Origin of the sequence: Micromonospora jinlongensis, assembly GCF_013410645.1 — a bacterium.
Taxonomy (GTDB): domain Bacteria; phylum Actinomycetota; class Actinomycetes; order Mycobacteriales; family Micromonosporaceae; genus Micromonospora; species Micromonospora zamorensis.
Genome location: NZ_JACCHK010000001.1, coordinates 4,763,741 through 4,780,946 on the forward strand (window position 1 = coordinate 4,763,741; position 17,206 = coordinate 4,780,946).

15 protein-coding genes, 1 tRNA gene and 1 pseudogene are annotated in these 17,206 nt (G+C 70.3%); 9 read left to right on the plus strand and 8 right to left on the minus strand.

Features of this window, described 5'->3' with window-relative positions:
- Positions 1-3: 3 nt before the first annotated feature.
- Positions 4-1,320 carry a D-arabinono-1,4-lactone oxidase gene (locus HNR22_RS21275; RefSeq protein ID WP_179781812.1) on the minus strand — a complete coding sequence of 439 codons (1,317 nt, stop codon included), beginning with the start codon at positions 1,318-1,320 and terminating at the stop codon, positions 4-6.
- Between the two features lie 226 nt (positions 1,321-1,546).
- Between HNR22_RS21275 and HNR22_RS21280 the strand changes: the two genes are divergently transcribed.
- Entirely contained in the window at positions 1,547-2,152 is a 606-nt protein-coding gene (locus HNR22_RS21280) for a TetR/AcrR family transcriptional regulator (protein ID WP_179783659.1), read from the plus strand.
- A gap of 32 nt (positions 2,153-2,184) precedes the next feature.
- Here HNR22_RS21280 and HNR22_RS21285 read toward each other — a convergent pair whose 3' ends face one another.
- A complete protein-coding gene (locus tag HNR22_RS21285) occupies positions 2,185-3,393 on the minus strand; it encodes an amino acid deaminase/aldolase (protein ID WP_099849979.1) in 1,209 nt (402 codons plus the stop codon).
- Positions 3,394-3,701: 308 nt separating this feature from the next.
- Between HNR22_RS21285 and tmk the strand changes: the two genes are divergently transcribed.
- The 6 genes from tmk to HNR22_RS21315 all read left to right on the plus strand — a co-directional run bounded on the left by tmk (position 3,702) and on the right by HNR22_RS21315 (position 9,677).
- On the plus strand, positions 3,702-5,801 hold the full coding sequence (gene tmk, locus HNR22_RS21290) for a dTMP kinase (RefSeq protein WP_179783660.1): 2,100 nt from the start codon (positions 3,702-3,704) through the stop codon (positions 5,799-5,801).
- The gene (locus HNR22_RS21295; RefSeq protein ID WP_179781813.1) at positions 5,801-7,063 is read left to right on the plus strand and encodes a DNA polymerase III subunit delta'; all 1,263 of its coding nucleotides are present in this window, start codon (positions 5,801-5,803) and stop codon (positions 7,061-7,063) included. Before tmk ends, HNR22_RS21295 begins: the two co-directional genes overlap by 1 nt.
- A gap of 145 nt (positions 7,064-7,208) precedes the next feature.
- Positions 7,209-7,538, plus strand: a complete 330-nt coding sequence (locus HNR22_RS21300) for a YbaB/EbfC family nucleoid-associated protein (protein ID WP_007454690.1) — start codon at positions 7,209-7,211, stop codon at positions 7,536-7,538.
- Position 7,539: 1 nt separating this feature from the next.
- Positions 7,540-7,845 carry a hypothetical protein gene (locus HNR22_RS21305; protein WP_179781814.1) on the plus strand — a complete coding sequence of 102 codons (306 nt, stop codon included), beginning with the start codon at positions 7,540-7,542 and terminating at the stop codon, positions 7,843-7,845.
- A complete protein-coding gene (locus HNR22_RS21310) occupies positions 7,845-8,525 on the plus strand; it encodes a hypothetical protein (protein ID WP_179781815.1) in 681 nt (226 codons plus the stop codon). The genes HNR22_RS21305 and HNR22_RS21310 overlap by 1 nt, the downstream gene beginning before the upstream one ends.
- A 312-nt stretch (positions 8,526-8,837) precedes the next feature.
- Entirely contained in the window at positions 8,838-9,677 is an 840-nt protein-coding gene (locus HNR22_RS21315; RefSeq protein WP_179781816.1) for a PSP1 domain-containing protein, read from the plus strand.
- A 125-nt stretch (positions 9,678-9,802) separates the two neighbouring features.
- Here the strand turns inward: HNR22_RS21315 and HNR22_RS21320 are convergent, their stop codons facing one another.
- Positions 9,803-11,578, minus strand: a complete 1,776-nt coding sequence (locus tag HNR22_RS21320) for a metallophosphoesterase family protein (protein WP_343059904.1) — start codon at positions 11,576-11,578, stop codon at positions 9,803-9,805.
- A 144-nt stretch (positions 11,579-11,722) separates the two neighbouring features.
- On the opposite strand from HNR22_RS21320, the gene HNR22_RS21325 reads away from it, so the two are divergent.
- Together HNR22_RS21325 and HNR22_RS21330 are read left to right on the plus strand one after the other, a co-directional pair.
- Positions 11,723-11,799 (plus strand) — tRNA-Thr (locus HNR22_RS21325).
- Positions 11,800-12,093: 294 nt separating this feature from the next.
- Entirely contained in the window at positions 12,094-12,735 is a 642-nt protein-coding gene (locus HNR22_RS21330; protein ID WP_179781817.1) for a nucleoside monophosphate kinase, read from the plus strand.
- Positions 12,736-13,075: 340 nt separating this feature from the next.
- On the opposite strand, the gene HNR22_RS21335 is transcribed toward HNR22_RS21330, so the two are convergent.
- The 5 genes and pseudogenes from HNR22_RS21335 to HNR22_RS21350 all read right to left on the minus strand — a co-directional run bounded on the left by HNR22_RS21335 (position 13,076) and on the right by HNR22_RS21350 (position 17,183).
- Positions 13,076-13,810 (minus strand): LPXTG cell wall anchor domain-containing protein, encoded by a 735-nt coding sequence (locus HNR22_RS21335; protein WP_179781818.1) that lies wholly within the window; start codon positions 13,808-13,810, stop codon positions 13,076-13,078.
- Positions 13,811-14,181: 371 nt separating this feature from the next.
- Complete coding sequence (locus HNR22_RS21340; protein ID WP_179781819.1) at positions 14,182-15,447, minus strand: glycosyltransferase; 1,266 nt, start codon at positions 15,445-15,447, stop codon at positions 14,182-14,184.
- An 8-nt stretch (positions 15,448-15,455) separates the two neighbouring features.
- The gene (locus HNR22_RS31715) at positions 15,456-15,647 is read right to left on the minus strand and encodes a hypothetical protein (protein WP_343060047.1); all 192 of its coding nucleotides are present in this window, start codon (positions 15,645-15,647) and stop codon (positions 15,456-15,458) included.
- Positions 15,645-15,896: pseudogene (locus HNR22_RS32065) on the minus strand (tetratricopeptide repeat protein); the annotation flags it as partial. The pseudogene HNR22_RS32065 and the gene HNR22_RS31715, both read right to left, overlap by 3 nt.
- A gap of 429 nt (positions 15,897-16,325) precedes the next feature.
- Positions 16,326-17,183 carry a patatin-like phospholipase family protein gene (locus HNR22_RS21350; RefSeq protein WP_179781821.1) on the minus strand — a complete coding sequence of 286 codons (858 nt, stop codon included), beginning with the start codon at positions 17,181-17,183 and terminating at the stop codon, positions 16,326-16,328.
- Positions 17,184-17,206: the final 23 nt, after the last annotated feature.

Below are 17,206 nucleotides of genomic sequence, written 5' to 3' on the forward strand. Positions count from 1 at the left end.
CCGTCAGACTCCGAGGACGTGGGTCAGGTGCGGGTTGGTGAAGACCCGGTGCGGGTCCAGCCGGTCGCGGACGGCCTGGAAGTCCGCGAAGCGGGGGTACGCGTCGGCCAGCGAGGCGGCGTCGCGGTAGTGCAGCTTGCCCCAGTGCGGACGACCGCCGAGCTCGGCGGCCACCTTCTCGAAGGCCTGGAAGTACGGCTCGTACGGCATGCCGACGTACTGGTGCACGGCGATGTAGGCGTTGTCCCGCCCGTAGCCGTGGGAGAGCCAGATGTCGTCGGCGGCGGTGAATCGCACCTCCACCGGGAAGAGCACCTTGAACGGCAGCCCGTCCACGATCCGCCGGAGGGCGGCGAGCGCCTCGGGCAGCGCCTCGCGGGGCAGGCCGTACTCCATCTCCACGAAGCGGACCCGACGCGGGGTGCAGAACACCCGGTCGGAGCGGCCGGTGTAGTGGCGTTCGGTGAGGGCGCGGGCGGAGACCGCGCTGATTCCCGGTGCCAGCGCGGGCATGGCCCGGCCGAGCCGGCAGGCGCCCGCGAAGACGGTGTTGGACAGGAAGTCGTCGTCCAACCAGCCGCGCCAGCGGGGCAGTGGCCGGTCGTTGGCGGGGACCCGGTCGTTGGTCTTGACCTGCACCCGGGAGGTGTAGGGGAACCAGTAGAACTCGACGTGGTCGTGCCCGCCGATCAGGGTGGGCAGGTCGCCGAGCACGTCGGCCATCTCGGCCGGTCGTTCATGGGCGTGCAGGACGAAGGCGTCCACGCAGCGCAGGGTGACCTCGACCAGGACGCCGAGCGCGCCGAGTGACACCCGGGCGGCGGCGAGGACGTCGGGGTTCTCGTCGGCGGAGCAGCGCAGCACCTCGCCGGTGCCGGTGACCAGGGTGATCGCCTCGACGAAGGTGGACAGGCATCCGTAGCCGGCACCGGTGCCGTGGGTGCCCGTTGAGATCGCCCCGGCGACGGTCTGGGCGTCGATGTCGCCGAGGTTGGGCAGCGCGAGGCCGTGCCGGGCGAGCAGGCCGTTGAGCGCGTGCAGAGTCATTCCGGCCGGTACGGTGACCAGGCGGTGGGCGACGTCGACGCTGACGGTGCTGTCCAGCTCGGACAGTTCCATCCGGCGGTCGTCGGCGAGCGCGACGGCAGTGAAGGAGTGGCCGCTGCCGGTGACCCGGATCCGACCGCCGTCGGCCGCGACCGATCGGACAGCTTCCGCGACCTCGGTCGGCGAGCCTGGGCGCAGGATGGCGGTGGCGCTGCCACGCTGGTTGCCGGCCCAGTTGGACCATTTGGCGGTGAGCGATGCGGTGCCGGCCATGCGCGCTCCTCATTCATGAATATGAACTGACTTCATATCAGGAACGTTGTACCTGGTAAATACCGCAATTGCGATCCGCTCGTTGTACCGGTAGTCACGGACTCGTGACGTGGAGATATGTTCATCCGTCGAAGGGGGGTGGCGCCGAGTGTCCACACCAGCCGCCACGACCGGGCCGCTGCGCCGCGTACCGGTGCAGGGTCGAAGTGTCGCGCGGGTACAGCGCATGTTGGATGCCTGCGCCGAACTCGTCGACGAGGTGGGGTACGAGGGGCTGACCACGACCCTGCTCGCCGAACGAGCCGAAGTGGCGATCGGGTCGGTTTACCAGTTCTTTCCGGACAAACGGGCGATCGTGCAGGCGTTGACCCTGCGCACCATGGAGTCCTACCTCCAGCGCCTCGACGAGCGGTTCGCCTCCGACGAGATGACCCACTGGTGGGACGGCGTCGACGCGGGGATCGACGAGTACATCACGATGCACCGCACCGTGCCCGGCTTCCGTACCCTGCACTTCGGCGACGTGGTCGACCTGCACCTGCTCGACGAGCAGCGGGACAACAACGGCGTGATCGCCGACCAGTTGGCCCGGGTGCTCACCGAACGTTTCGGGCTCACCGACGTACCGAAGCTGCGCTTCGTCCTGGAGATCGCGGTCGAGGCGGCGGACGCGCTGATCAAACTCGCGTTCCGGCGCAGGTCCGACGGCGACGAGCGGGTGCTGCTCGAGGCGAAGGCCCTGATCCGGGAATACCTGCATCGCCAGGTCGACGGCCCGGACAGCGAACGGGCCACCGCCGAGCAACCGGTCGAGGTGGCCCAGCCCGCCTGAGCCGTGCTCGCCGGCCCGGGGCGGGCGGCAGGTCAGAGGAACGCCTGCCCCTCACCCCGGTAGGTCGGGACGGTCGCCACCACCGCGTCCCCCTCGACCAGGTGCAGCTCGTTGACCCGTTCACACAGCTCACCAGCCTTGGCGTGCCGGAACCACACCCGGTCGCCGACCTGGAGGGTGGCCGCGGCCGCGCCGGACAACGGGGTCTGCACCTCGCCGGCGCCCTCGCTGCCGACCAGCTTGAGCCCGGCCGGTAGCCACGGTCGGGGCAACCGGCTGTCGGCGGCCGGGCCGGAGGCGATCCAGCCGCCGCCGAGCACCGTCGCCAACTCCGGCGTCGGCCGGCGGACCACCGCGCAGGCGAAGAACGCCGCCGGGGTGGGCCGCCAGGCGCGGTACGCGTCGAACAGCGTCGGCCCGTACAGGCCCGATCCCGCGGTGACCTCGGTGACCGCGGGATCGGCGCTGGTGGCCGCCACGCTGCCGGTGCCGCCGCCGTTGACGAACTCCAGGTCGGCGTGCTCGCGTACCGCGGCCACCGCCGCACCCCGGCGGGCCAGCAACTCGCGGTACGACCCGCGTTGGGCCAGCCTGATCGCGCCCGCCAGCAGCGTCTGCCCCGGCGGCGCGTCGCCCAGGCCGGCGATCTGCGCCTCGTACGACATGAGCCCGACCAGCCGGAAGCCCGGCCGCCCGGCGACGGTGGCGGCGAGCGCGGCGGCCGCCCGTGCGCTGTGCACCGGTGAGCGGCGGACGCCGACGTGCACCCGCCCGCGCATCGGCCGCCAGGAGGCGTCCAGATCCAGGCAGAGCCGCAGCTCGGCGCGCTGCCCGGGGGCGCGCACGTCGTCGATCAGGTCGAGCTGCCCGGTGCCGTCGATCATCAGGGTGATCGCGGCGGCCAGAGCCGGGTCGGCGGCCAGCTCGGCGAGTGCCGCCCGGTCCACGCTCGGGTACGCGACCAGCACGTCGTCGCTGACACCGGCGCGGACCAGCCAGATCGCCTCGGGCAGGGTGAACGCCATCACTCCCCGCCAGCCGGGTCGGGCGAGCGCCCGGTTGATCAACTCTCGGGAGCGGACCGACTTGCTCGCCAGCCGGACCGGTTTGCCAGCGGCGCGGTCGGCCAGGGCGGCCGAGTTGGCGTCGAAGGCAGTGAGGTCGACCACCGCGTACGGCGGGTCGAGGTGTGCGGTCGCCCGATCCAGGCGCTCGCGAAGTTTGTCGCTTTCGATGGCCACGTGTGCACGCTAACTGTCCGACGAAGAATGCGAAATACCCTCGCGTACGTCCGGGCTGCGGCCGGTACCTCCAGCGGCCTAGGCTCAGCGAGCAGGAGAATGTCGCCCGTGGGGTGGCCCCCCACCGGGTCTAGAGTGTTCCACCGGAGGTGCCCAGCGATGGGCCGGCACGTGGAGGTACGGCCATCGAAAGCCAGAACAGCGGCGAGTCGCCCGGCGTGTCGCACTCGGGCGACCAGGCGGGCAACGCCGCCAAGCAGCCCAACGGCGGCCAGGTTGATCCGTCCGGTTATGCCGCGATCCGCTCCGTGCTGCGCATCCGGCCGTTCCGGCGGCTCTGGATCGTGCTCGGCGCGGCCTCCTTCGGTGACTGGCTCGGCCTGCTGGCCACCGCCCTGTTCGCCGCCTCGCAGGTGCAGGGCAGCACCGCCCAGGGCGCCGCGTTCGGTGGGGTCACCGCGATCCGGCTGCTGCCCGCGCTGGTGCTCGGCCCGGTGGCCGGCGTCTTCGCCGACCGGTTCGACCGGCGCTGGACGATGGTCATCTGTGACCTGCTGCGCTTCGTGCTCTTCGCCTCCATTCCGCTCTATGCCCTCTCCGGTGCCGCGGGTGGCCTGGTGGTCGGCTGGGCGCTGATCGCCACCTTCCTGATCGAGTCGCTCACCCTGCTCTGGATCCCGGCCAAGGAGGCCGCGGTCCCCAACCTGATCCCGCGGGCCCGGCTGGAGGCGGCCAACCAGCTCACCCTGATCACCACGTACGGCCTCACCCCGGTCGCCGCCGCCATCGGCCTCGCCGTTCTCGACCGTGGCGTCCGCGGTGCCGTCGGCGGCGACCTGCCGTCCTGGGCCGAGCCGGCCCAGCTCGCGCTCTGGTTCAACGCCTTCTCCCGGCTCGCCACCGCACTGGTGGTGGCATTCGGGATCAAGGAGATCAGCGAGGCGCAGCGCGGTGAGGCCGAACGCTCCGAGCAGAGTATGTTCCGGCAGTTCTCCGAGGGCTGGAAGTACATCGGCCAGACACCGCTCGTCCGCGGTCTGGTGCTGGGCATCTTCGGCGCGTTCGCCGGCGGCGGCATCGTGGTCGGCACGGCAAAGTTCTTCGCCAACTCGCTGGGCGCCGGTGACGCCGCGTTCTCACTGCTCTTCGGCGCCATCTTCGTCGGCCTGGCGCTCGGCATCGGGCTCGGCCCGATGGTCGTCAAGGAGATGTCCCGGCGTCGCTGGTTCGGCATGAGCATCGTGCTGGCCAGCGCCGCCGTGATGACCCTCGCCTTCGCCATCCACCTGTCCATGGCGATCGTCGGCGCGGTGCTGGTCGGCGCCGGCGCCGGAATGGCCTTCCTGGCCGGCACCACGCTTCTCGGCGGCGAGGTGGCCGACGAGGTGCGCGGCCGGGTCTTCGCGGTGGTGCAGATCGGCACCCGGCTGGTGCTGATCCTGGCCATCGGGCTGAGCAGCGTGCTGGTCGGCGTCGGCGGCTCCCGCAAACTGACGATCGCCGACCTCGGCATCTCCATCTCCTCGACCCGGCTGCTGCTGCTCGCCGCCGGCGCCGCCGGCATCTTCGCCGGGATCAGCGCCTTCGGCCAGATGGACGACAAGAAGGGCGTGCCGGTCCTCGCCGACCTCTGGGGATCAATCCGGGGCCGTCCGCTGATGCCGGCCGAGCCGTTCGTCTCCGCCGGGCTCTTCGTGGTCTTCGAGGGTGGCGAGGGCGCGGGCAAGTCCACCCAGCTCACCGCGCTCGCCGAGCGGCTGCGCGGCCACGGACGCGAGGTCGTGGTCACCCGCGAGCCGGGTGCGACCGGCGTCGGTCGACGGATCCGGTCTCTCGTGCTGGACACCTCGGGCGACGACGCGCCGTCACCGCGCGCCGAGGCGCTGCTCTACGCCGCCGACCGGGCACACCATGTGGCCACCGTCGTCCGGCCCGCGCTGGTCCGGGGCGGCGTGGTGATCAGCGACCGGTACGTCGACTCGTCCCTGGCGTACCAGGGCGCGGGGCGGACACTCCCGGTCGACGAGGTGTCCTGGCTGTCCTCGTGGGCCACCGGCGGGCTCAAGCCCGACCTGGTGGTGCTGCTGGACGTCGAGCCGAGGACGGGCCTGTCCCGGGTGGCCTCACGCAACACCGGCACCGACCGGCTGGAGGCCGAGTCGGTCGCCTTCCACGAGCGGGTCCGGTACGCGTTCCTGGACCTCGCCGCCGCCGACCCGAAGCGTTACCTGGTGCTCGACGCGTCCCGGTCGGTCGAGGAGATCAACCGGCAGGTGGTCCGCCGGGTCGAGGAGATGCTCGGCAAGCCGGGCGGCATCGTGCACCCCCGGCCGGCGCAGGGCCCGGACACGTCGGTGCAGCCCGAGTTATCCGACGCGGAGCTGGTGACGATGGAGCACAAGACCTGATGCCGGACGTCTTCGCCGACCTGGTCGGTCAGGACGAGGCGGTGGTCGAGCTGCGGCGCGCCGCAGCCGCGGCAGCCGCCGTGCTGCGTGCTGGCGCGACCGCTCTGGTCGCCGCCGGCCCGGTCAGCGGTGACGCGTTGGCGGCCGACGACGCCGCGACCGGCGCTCTTGACCCGTCCGCCGGGATGACGCACGCCTGGATCTTCACCGGGCCGCCCGGCTCCGGCCGCTCGGTCGCCGCCCGCGCCTTCGCCGCCGCACTCCAGTGCGTGCACGGCACCGGCTGCGGCGAGTGCCCCGGCTGCCGCACCACGATGGGCGGCACGCACGCCGACGTCCGACTGGTGGTGCCGGAAGGGCTCTCCATCGGCGTCGGTGAGATGCGCGCGCTGGTGCTCCGCGCGGCCAGCACCCCGTCCGGCGGGCGTTGGCAGGTGGTGGTCATCGAGGACGCCGACCGGCTCACCGAGGCCGCCGGCAACGCGCTGCTCAAGGCGATCGAGGAGCCTCCGCCGCGTACGGTCTTCCTGCTCTGCGCCCCGTCCACCCACCCGGACGACATCTCGGTGACCATCCGGTCGCGCTGTCGGGTCGTACCCCTGCGGCAGCCGCCGGCCACCGCGGTGGCCGAGGTGCTGGTCCGTCGGGACGGCATCGCGCCCGACGTGGCGCAGTGGGCGGCGGCTGCCGCGCAGGGGCACGTGGGCCGGGCCCGCCGCCTGGCCCGCGACCCGGAGGCCCGCAAGCGGCGCGAGGCGGTGCTCGCGGTGCCGCGCCGGCTGACCGGTGTCGGCGCGGCGTTCGACGCGGCGTCCGCGCTGATCGAGGCGGCCGAGGCGGAGGCCGAGGCGTCGGTCACCGAATCCGACACGACCGAGCGGGCGTCGCTGGAGACCGCACTCGGCGCGGGCGGCACCGGGCGGGGCGCGTCCGGTGCGATCCGGGGTGCCGCCGGCCAGCTCAAGGAGCTGGAAAAGCGGCAGAAGTCGCGGGCCACCCGGGCCCAGCGGGACGCCCTGGACCGGGCGCTGGTCGACCTGGCGGGCTTCTACCGGGACGCGCTCACCATGGCGCTGCGCGCGCCCGTCGCCCCGGTGCACACCGACACCGCCGCGCTGGCCGGCGCTGGCGCGCAGAAGTGGGACGCCGAGGGGTCGCTGCGGCGGTTGGAGGCCGTGCTCGCCTGCCGCGCGGCGATCGAGGCGAACGTCAAACCGCGGATCGCGGTCGAGGCGATGATGCTCGCCCTCTGGAAGGGCTGACCCGCACCCTCGGGGGCCTGGTCCCGCTGGCCGGACTGGTCATCCACAGGCATCGACACGCGCAATTGCTGTGCGGTACGGTCCGGTGTGCCGTGGTGACGGTGGCAGCACGCTGAGTGATGGATCACCCGGGAGGAGTCGGCCGATGCCGCGGGGGGAGATCGACGAAGCCTGGATCGAGGAGGCGGTGCGGCGCTACCGCCGGATCGAGTCCCTCCAGGCCGAGTTCGACCAGGCGGTGTCCACCGTCGAGGTGACCGTCCGGTCGCCGGACGGTCTGGTCGAGGTGGTGGTCACCGCCGGTGGGCGGATCACCGACGTCCGTTTCCTCGGGCCGCTGCACACCCGCAGCCCTCGGGATGTGGCCGGCTCCGTGCAGGCCGCGGTCACCGCGGCGGCCGATGCCGCCGAGTGGGCCCGGGAAAAGCTGCACAACGAGACGTTCGCCGCCTACCGACCGCTCGCGGGAGCCTGAGATGGACACACTGCGCGCGCTCTCCGCCCGGCTGGACGAGGCGAGCGCCACGCTCACCGCTGTTTCGCGCACCGTCACCGCCACCGACCCGGCCCAGGCCGCGTTCGGCACCGACGCCCCGGGTCGCCCAGGCGAGATCGGTCGCGCGCTGCACCGGCAGTGGACCACCGCCACCGACGACCGGGCCCGCGAGGCCCGCGCCGCCGCCGGTCGACTGTCCGCCGCCGCCGCGGCGGTGCGGGAGGCCGCCGACCGCTATGCCGAAGTCGACCGGGCGGCCCGCCGCCGGCTCGCCGGGGAGCCCTGATGGACGCGCTGGACCGGCTCGCCGAGCCCGGCCTCGACCTGCTGCGCCGGGTGGACGCGCTGATCGCCGCGGGTGTCCCCGAGGGGCACCGGGTCTGGCCGCTGCTGCGCCGGATGCAGGTGCTGCCGGGCGACGCCGTCCGCGGCTTCCTCGACCTCCACCCCGCGCCGCTCGCCGGCGCCGGGCACGCGGTGCGCCGGCTGGTCCGGGGATACGACGACGTCTCCGCCGCGCTCACCGACGGGGTGCTCTGGTCCGGCCCGGCCGCCACCGCGTACGGGCAGCAGCGGGCGGCACTGCTGCGCCACCTCGACGAGGGCCCGGACAGCCTGGTCGGGCGACTCGAGTCCACGGCCGGCTACGCCGATGCCCTCGCCGACTGGGTGGAGGGCAGCCGTCTCGCGCTCGCCCGGACGCTGGCCGACGTGCTCCGCTCGGCCGAGGCGGTCGCCGTGGTCGCCGCCACCGCCGCTGGTGTGTCGACACGCCCCGGGCCGATCGGGCCGGGTGTGGCCGACGCTGCCGAGATCGGCGCGCGGGTGCTGGCGGTGCTGTGCGTCGCGTACGACGGTGCGGAGACGCTGCTGCGTCAGTGGGCGCCGAGCCTCGCCGAGGCTGCGTGGCGGCCGCCGGTTGACGGGCGACCCCGCTACGACCAGCCCACCCGTGTCGGCTGGTAGCCAGATCCCCGGCCGGGGCCCACCGGGTCCCGGACAGGCCACGGCGTCGCTCGCGGGCGCCTGACCTGAGCCGGCCCCACGGCGACGCCGTGGTCTTCCCCCTGCACCCCCCGCAGGTATGCCTCCACTCAACGCCTCCGGGGTGCGTCTTGTCTCGTGCCCCGGCACGGAATCAACCGTCCGGGCGAGGAGCAACGGCACGACGGGCCGCCCGGCAATAGGTCAAGTCGACGGTCGTGAATGGCAGCGGGGCGTAGTCGTCCGGCGACGGCCGACGTGCCTCTCGGCCCGGGACCGTCGTAGGGTGGGGGGATGGGCATGCTCTGCGCGGTCAGCTTCAACCGGTACGGGCGCCTCTACTACCTCGACCCCGGCGAGTTGCGCCCACAGGTGGGCGACAAGGTGCTGGTGCCCACCGACGACGGGCCTGAGGTGGCGGAGTGCGTGTGGGCCGCCCAGTGGGTCACCGAGGAGACCGACGGGTTTCCCCGCCTGGTGGGGCTGGCCGCCGACGACGACCTGCGCCGGGACGAGGCGCTGCGTCGCCGCAAGGCCGAGGCCAAGGTCGCCGCGAAACGGCTGATCCGCTCGCACGGCCTGCCGATGAAGGTGGTGGCCGTCGACCACGTGCTCGGCTCCACCGAGGGTGGCGGCGAGCGCAGCACCGTCTACTTCACCGCCCCGCACCGGGTGGACTTCCGCTCCCTGGTCCGTGACCTCGGCGCCACCCTGCACTGTCGGGTCGAGCTGCGTCAGCTCTCCGCCCGCGACTCGGCGCGGGTGCAGGGCGGCATCGGCTCCTGCGGTCGGGACCTGTGCTGCGCCACGTTCCTCACCGACTTCGAGCCGGTGACCATCCGGATGGCGAAGGACCAGGACCTGCCGCTGAACCCGCTGCGCATCTCCGGCGCGTGCGGCCGGTTGATGTGCTGCCTGAAGTACGAACATCCGCTGTACCAGCGCTTCCAGGAGACCGCCCCGGCGGTCGGCAGCCGGGTCTCCACACCCGAGGGCGACGGCCGGGTGGTCGGCCACAGCGTTCCGCGCGACGCGGTGACGGTCCGGCTCGACGCCGACGGCTCCCGCTGCTCCTGCTCCCGCGCCTCCGTCTGCGCCCCCCGCCAGGCCCACGACCAGCACTACACCCCCTGACCCTGTCCCCACCCCCACCCCCACCCCTGTCCCTGTCCCCGTTGATCATGAAGTTATTGCCAACCAGACCGGCGTGTCGGGGCAACAACTTCATGGTCAACGGAAGGAGAGGGGGTGGGAGGGGGTCAGTGCAGGACTGTGGGGGGTTCCGGTAGGTGGGGGATCAGGCGGGTTTTCGGGGTCAGCCAGCTTTGGGTGGGGGCCTGGTCGGGGTTCACCTGCCAGTCGCGGGAGACCCGGTCCACCGCGATCGGGTAGATCGTCAGCGTGCCGTCCGGGTCGATGCGCATCCGCAGGAACACCTTGGAGTCCTCAATGCCCTGCCCGGCGAAGAGTTCGTTGACGTTCACCCCGAACGAACCCGCCACCAACAGATACGCCGCCACCAGCTGACTGGCCACCAGACCGATCACCGGGCCGTAGAGAACCGCTGCGGCGACCGCCGGCAGCGGCCACGGCCAGTCGTAGAACGGCAGCGCCAACCACACCCAGGTGCCGGCCGCCGCCAGGGCCACATGCGCCACGCCATGACTGACGCCCAGGATGCCGTGCCGTGCGTGGCGTTTGCCGCTCGCGCTGGGCGGCTTGGCGAACAGAATCGCCGCCAGCACCGTCACGAGCACCATCAACACCAGCGGAACGCTGAACAGCCGCTGATTGGTGCTGTCGGCCCAGTTCGCGGTGGCGCCCGCCATGGCCAGCATGAGCAGGGTGTGCAGGGTCCCGAGCAGAGTGGTGAAGCCGGGATTGCGGAACGGCAGCCGGGTGAAGATGCCCCAGCCGTAGCGCCGGGAGCGCGCCGCGTCCGGGTAACGGGCCACCAGGTCGTACGGCTGGGCCGAGCTGGCCCGGCGGGCCAGCGTGTCCCGCGGTGGGACCTCGATCCGCTCGGGCAGCTTGTGCGTGGGGTAGAGATAGGCCCCGCCGCCGCCGCACGTGATCAGTTGCCGGTCCGGCCCGGAATAGCGGGCGTAGTGGTGCAGGTCGCCGGAGAGCAGCAGCCGCACCCGTGCCCCGGTCGGGTCGATGATCGTCCGGATGAAGTAGTCGATCGAGTCGTACGCCGTGGGGTTGTCGGCCGCCTTGACCCAGGTCGGTGCCGGCGCCGCGATGATCACCTTCGACTCCGGGCCGAGCTGCCGGGCGACCTCGTCGAAGTAGGCCAACTGCGGGTCGTCCAGGTACGAGCCGGACTGGTCGTCCACGCCGAGAAGCCACCAGCCGGCGGGCAGCTCCACCGCGAAGTACGACCGTGACTGCCCGGTGCGCCACCCGGCGAAGTTCCGGTCCCGGGAGCGGACGAACAACCGCAGGAAAGCGGTCAGTCCGTCGTACCAGTCGTGGTTGCCCGGCACCGCGAAGAGTGTGGGCTTCTCGGGCGGTGCCACCGGCAGCGCGGCCTGGTACGGGCCCTTGCACCGGTCCTCGTACGAGGCGTAGGCCGCCGACGGGTACACCTGGTCGCCACCCATCACCAGGGTCTGCGCCCGGGCCAACCGGTGCCCGTCCACCGTCAGCTCCGGCTGCGCCAGGAGGTACGCCACCGAGTACGTGGCGTTGAAGCCGTCGCCCAGGTCGGCAACATAGTCCAGCCACAGCCCGCCGTCCGGCCCGACCTGGCGGAAGACGTCGTCGCCGAACGCGTTCTGCAACTCGCGCTTGTCCAGGTAAGCCCCGAAGAGCACGGCCAGCAGCGTACGGATGCCGGTGCTGATCAGCAGGAACGGCGCCAGCCACGGCACCGGTTTGCGCGGCGTGAAGCCCAGCTCCAGCGGGTCGGTGCTACGCGGACGGTGGGCGGCGCGTTCGCCACCCGGGGGGCGGGCAGGACGCTCCTGCTCGCCACCCGGGGGGCGGGCAGGACGCTCCTGCTGGGGGGAATCGTCGCGTTCGTCGCTCACCCGCCGCAGCGTAGTCCCGCATTCGATCACCCGCTGTCCGGTAAACGGCTAGATGGCGGCCGATGTCCGGTTGGCGACGGCGGGACCGCCAGGGGCATCCCGTTCGAGCGGAGGGCGGGTGGTGCCGTACACTTGCTGATCGTTGCCGCCTTAGCTCAGTCGGCTAGAGCGACGCACTCGTAATGCGTAGGTCGACGGTTCGATTCCGTCAGGCGGCTCCATGGAAAGGCCCAGGTCACCGGCTTGAACGCCGATCATGACCTGGGCCTTTTGCTTGCCGTCTTCAGGCCGAGCAGCCAAGTGAGCAGCAGACCCCTACTCACCGGACCACAGCGCCCCTCCAGTTGTGCCGCAGCTTCCCGCGCGACCTTCGTGTGAAAGCTGGAGCAGCCGGTCCAGGGCGATGCCTGGCCACAGGTGGGGGCGACGCCAGGCCAGGGAAGCTCGAGAGATCCCATGGCAGTGTGGGGTCGGTGGGTCAAGTGCTATCGACTCCAGCGGAATAGGATCGAGCCGTGGCGTTGGCGGAGACCAGGCTGGTCTTGATCGGGTCACCTGGTGCGGAGACGGCTGAGGTGGCCGATCATCTTGCCGCGCGGCTCGGGCTTCCCTCGATCTCCATTCGGGACGCGATTCAGTCAGCGGTGCGTGCGGGATCGGAGCTCGGCGACGATCTGCGTCGAAGCATGAACGCCGAACAGCTTCCAGCGCCCGAGCTCATCGCCGCGATCGTGCAGCGCCGGCTTGGCGAGCCCGACGCGGTCGGCGGCTTCGTCTACTGGACGGAGTTCCCGACGCTGTCGGTGATGCGGTCGATGGAGACGTTGGGGATTCAAGCGGTCGAGCTTGTCCTGGCCGATGCCGAGGCAACGCGGCGTTTGACTGGACGCCGCACGTGCCGGGGCTGCGGGAAGATCTGGCACATCGAGTCGTTACCGACGCTCGTCGAAGGCGTCTGCGACCGGTGCGGTAGCAAGGTGTTCCATCGTGACGACGACGCCCCTGCCGCCGTCGCACATCAATTGAGCGTCTACCACAAGCACAGTGCCCCCGTCCTGGCCCATTACCGCGCCGCAGGCTCCTTGATCAACGTCGACGCCACCCGCTCAACAGAAGAGATCGTGACCGAGCTGACCAGTCGACTTGAGCGGAGTTGAGCACACAAGCGGGTCCAACCGGACCGGCGAACACCCGTCCGGGGCGATCGATGCCGACAGCATCGGTGACCGCAACGAGAACGGACTCGGGAGACCGTGGCCAGCGGGCGGCGGACAGCTCCCCGAGGTCTCGCTTAGCGAGCTGGAAGCCGTCGACACCGGAATGCTCCGCGGCGACCGCATTGACGACATGAGGTTCGGCCGGTGGGTGCCTCCCACCTCCTAACCGGAACCTGGGCGTCGCTACTGAGGAGCGTCATGGCTGGGTCGGACGAACCTCGTCAGAACAGCGCGATCGCGCCCGGCCCGATGAAGCATCGAACCGGGCGCGATCGGGTGTCTATGCCACGAAGCTGGAACGGCGTCGGCGTCCGATCAGGTAGCCCGCGCCGCCGAGGAGCAGAAGCGCACCGCCAACGCCGGCCACGATTGCGGTGTTGGCACCGGTCACGGGCAGCCCACCGCCCTCACCGTTCTCGCCGCCGGGAGCGCCCAGGCTGGCGGAGGAAGTGGGGGTCGGTGCAACGGTCGTCGTGGCGCTGGGCGTGGCGCTCGGCGTCGGCTGAGACGTCGGCGTCGGCGTGGGCTGAGACGCGCAGTCAAGCGCACGCGCGGCGTACAGGCCGTCGTTCAGGTAAGCCAGATACGCATCGATCTCACCCTCGTCGAGCACCTTTTGCGTGGCCGCCTTGACGTTGGGGCCGGCGTCCGTCAACGTCCGGACCACCGAGATCCGCAGATCCGTCAACCAGGCCTTCTGCACGTCCGTCTTGAGGAAAGCGCGGAGATCATCCGTGGTGCCATCCAGTCGCTTCTGTATTACGCCAGGCAGAACGGGAAACTTGTTGGCGTTTGCATCGGCCAGGATCTGGGCGGTCAACACCCGCAGTTGTACGGTGGTGGCGGTATCCAGGTCGATGGCGGCGAGAAGCTTGCGGATGTCCTTGTGCACCTTGCGCTCGACCGTCTGGCAGGCCGCGTTCAGCCCGGGCGATTCGACTTGAGCCATCGCCGGTGCCGCCGGAATCAAAAAGGCCAGCGCCAATAGGGCGCCAGCCGGGACCTTCCATCGCATGTGGTCTTCCTCCCCGTTGCAAGCAAAAACATGGAGATATTACCGTCAGCGAGCGGAAGAGCAAGACCTAGATGGACGTCCTCGACTGCGCTGAGTAACCCGCGGCGCGGCGTCCCTGCTCAAATCCCTCCACAAGGGATGTAAGGCCCATTGCCTGGATCATGTCGTTGGGAGGTTTTGTAAGCTGGGCGGACTTAGATGGGCCGAGGCGCCGGATGGTCCCCGCCGTGCCCGCCCGAGCGGGAGTCGAGGGTCGTTCCCGGACCTGCCCGCCGGCACCGTACGGACCGGTGGAGTCAGCTCCAGGGGGCGGGCAGCTGCGGCAGCGGTGGTACGAGATCACCCCAGCGAAAACGTCACCCCACCCCCAGTCATATTTTCAACGGGCCGCCGTTGCGGAGGGCGTCGTCCTTGATCGCGATGAGATTCGCTGAGACGTACGGGATGCTGTGTGTCTTGTGCCATTCACTCGGGAAGTAGGTGACCAAGCGCGACGCCTGGAATCTACACTTGATTTCAGGTACGAATCGAGAATAGGTGGCGTCCGTGAAATACCAGAACGAGTTCTCGTTGTAGAACGCCACATGCGTCGGATCCTGGTAGGCGCCCCGGCCGTCGGTGCTGGGTGTCAGCGACAACAGCATCCCGTTCGGCGCGAGCAGTCGGTACAACTCGTTGAACAGTGCGATTTTGTCCGGGATATGTTCCAGGAAATCGACGGCCCGAATTACCCCGACGCTGTTGTCCGGAAGGTCGACTCCCTTCGTCACGTCGCAGACCATGTCGACGCCCGGCCCGTCGTGGTAGTCCAGGCCGACATACCCTTCCGGCTTGTTGTGAGCGGCACCCAGGTCGAGCGCCAGAAGTCCCTGTCGCCGCGACCAGGTCAGCGCATTCTGTTGAATATTTCGGTCGTAGATCTCCACAGTACGCTGCTGGATGCGGGCGTTGAGATCTGGAACGCGCTGCGTGTTCTTGGCATGCATGCGCTGCAGGTACAGGCATTTGGGAATGTGATGGAATTCGCTCACCTGGTAGATCCGAGCCATAAGGTCGGCGTCGTCCGCCACGTCGAGTGACTCGTCGTATCCGCCGACCTTCTCGTAGATGTCCCGGCGGAAGGCTCGCACATGGTTGGGGGCGTACCAGATGTAGCTCACATTGTGCGGCGTCGGCGGCAATGCACGGCAGGCCAGCACGTCGCGGCCGTCCACCTCCTCGTCGTAGTGCCGCCAGCCGAATGAACTCGCGAAGCGGTCTTCACAGCGGCCGCCGTCCTCCTGGATCTGTGCGGTGTCGCTGTAGACGAACCCCGCCGCCGGGTTGGCGTCGAAGGCGTCAACGATTTGTTGCAGGCAGTCGCTACTGAGCAGATCGTCGTCGTCAAGCTCTACCAGGATCTCTCCGGCAGCCTGGGCGCAGGCGTACCCCTTCACTGCTCCAACGCCGTTCAGGTTGTCCTGGACAATGAGGCGAATTCGGTCGTCCTGCGTCTCGGGCCGCCAACGAGACCCCTGGTTGAGAATGACCACCCATTCCCAGTCGGTGAAGGTCTGCGCGAGCAATGATCGGGAGCATTCGTCGATGAAACGGGTGCGATTGCTCCCCGTGAAGACCGTTACGCGCGGTGTACGCATTGAGGTAATCACCTACCCGCCGGTGTCGAGGACCGAGGGGCAGGGGTCGCGCGGTACTTCGCCGGAACCGCTGAAGTGAGCCCCTTGTCCAGCTGGATTGCCGCCTTGAAGGCGTCCCGCGCCGCTCCCTCGTCACCGGATTGGGACAGCAACATGCCGAGCCGGAGGTAGGCGGTTGACGACTTGTCGTCGATCGACACGAGCTTGCGGTAGATGTCTATCGACGTCGTCGGAGCCTTGCTCTCCAAGACAATGGCCTTGTTGTAAAGGGCTGGCTTGTAGTCGGCGTCAGCCGCCAATGCCTTGTCGTAGTTGCCGATCGCCTCGTCGGGCTGGTTGCGCGACTGCGCTATGAAGCCCAGGTTGAACCAGGCGAACTTGTTGTCGGCCTCGGTGGAAAGCACCTTCTCAAAGGTGGCCTTCGCCGCGTCGATGTTGCCGGCTTGGCCCTGCTCGACACCTTGGGTTTGACCTGCTCAGCGCGTTTGACGATTCGATCTCCGTAGGACTGGCGGGTCTGGCCCCGCGTCGCCGTTTCCGTCGCGGCGGCGTGTGCCTGGGCAGGTACGAGCGGGTTTGCACGCTGCTCGGCGCGCGAGCGCACGAAGCACTGCGTACAGGCTCGATTGCGGCGGGCCCGTCGACGACGTCACCACCGCGCCGGCGCGCCTCAACGAACCCTTGGGCGCTAGGGGTCGCGGCCACCGCCGGCCTGATGTTTCTCGCCGATGGCGGCCCCAGCTAGGCCGGGTTCGATGCGCCAGCGGATCTGCCGCGGCGGACAAGGTCGGCGCTGCCGGTGGTGGCAGCAGTCTGGACAGCCGCTACTTGACCGGCTCGGGTTGGTTGTCGGGCCGCTGCGTGATGAGCCGTGCAGCCTACGAGTGGCTGGTCGTGGCCAGTGCGGCAGCCACCCGTGACGCCTCGCGCCGACCCTGGTCTCGGGCGGCGGCGACCAGCGCGGGCACGACGGATCTGTCCATCACGTTCGTTCCCTGCGCTCGTCTGGACGCTGGATCCCGCAGGAGCAGCTCCACCCGGCGGGTTTCGCCCAGTGCGGCTCGCTGCTTCGCGATGCGCGCCCACGGCCCGATGGCGGCGGTGCTGGGCGCGAGGGCGACCACCGGGCCGACCCCGGGAGCGAGGTCGAGGTTGAGAGTCGAGCGCATGCCCCCGTCCATGTACCGGTGGCCGTCGATGGTCACCGGCGCGCTGGAGAGCGGCATGGCGCAGCTCGCGGCGACGGCGTCCACGAGGGAGACACCGTCGTGCCGGGTGATGGTGCGGCTGCTGCCCGACTCCGCGTCGACGACGACGATGCGCAGGTCCGCGTCCTTCCAGGTGTGACTCGGCAGGCGGGCCTCAGCTATCCGGCGTTGTCGTGACGGGTCGGGGGTGGACGTGGCGATTGCGAGGCGACCGAGGCGGCGAGCGGCCTGCTCGGGGCTCCGGGCGAACAGTTGCGCTCGGGCGAGGCGCAGGAGGTGAAGGAGGCTCAGTGCGGTCGAGGTCTCGTGGGCCACGCCCTGGCGTTGACGTTCGTAGAGCTCGCCCAGCGGAGCTCCGCTGACGATCTGGGCGCCCACGACAGCGCCGGAACTCGTGCCGATGAGTACTGCTTCCGGAGTCACGGTCACCCCCTCGTCCGCGAGTCCGACGAGGACGCCCACCTCCCAGGCGATGCCCGTCACTCCGCCGCCACCGAGCACCCAGACGGGCCGCGCGTCGTCCGTCATCAGTTCCTCATTCAGGTCGGCAA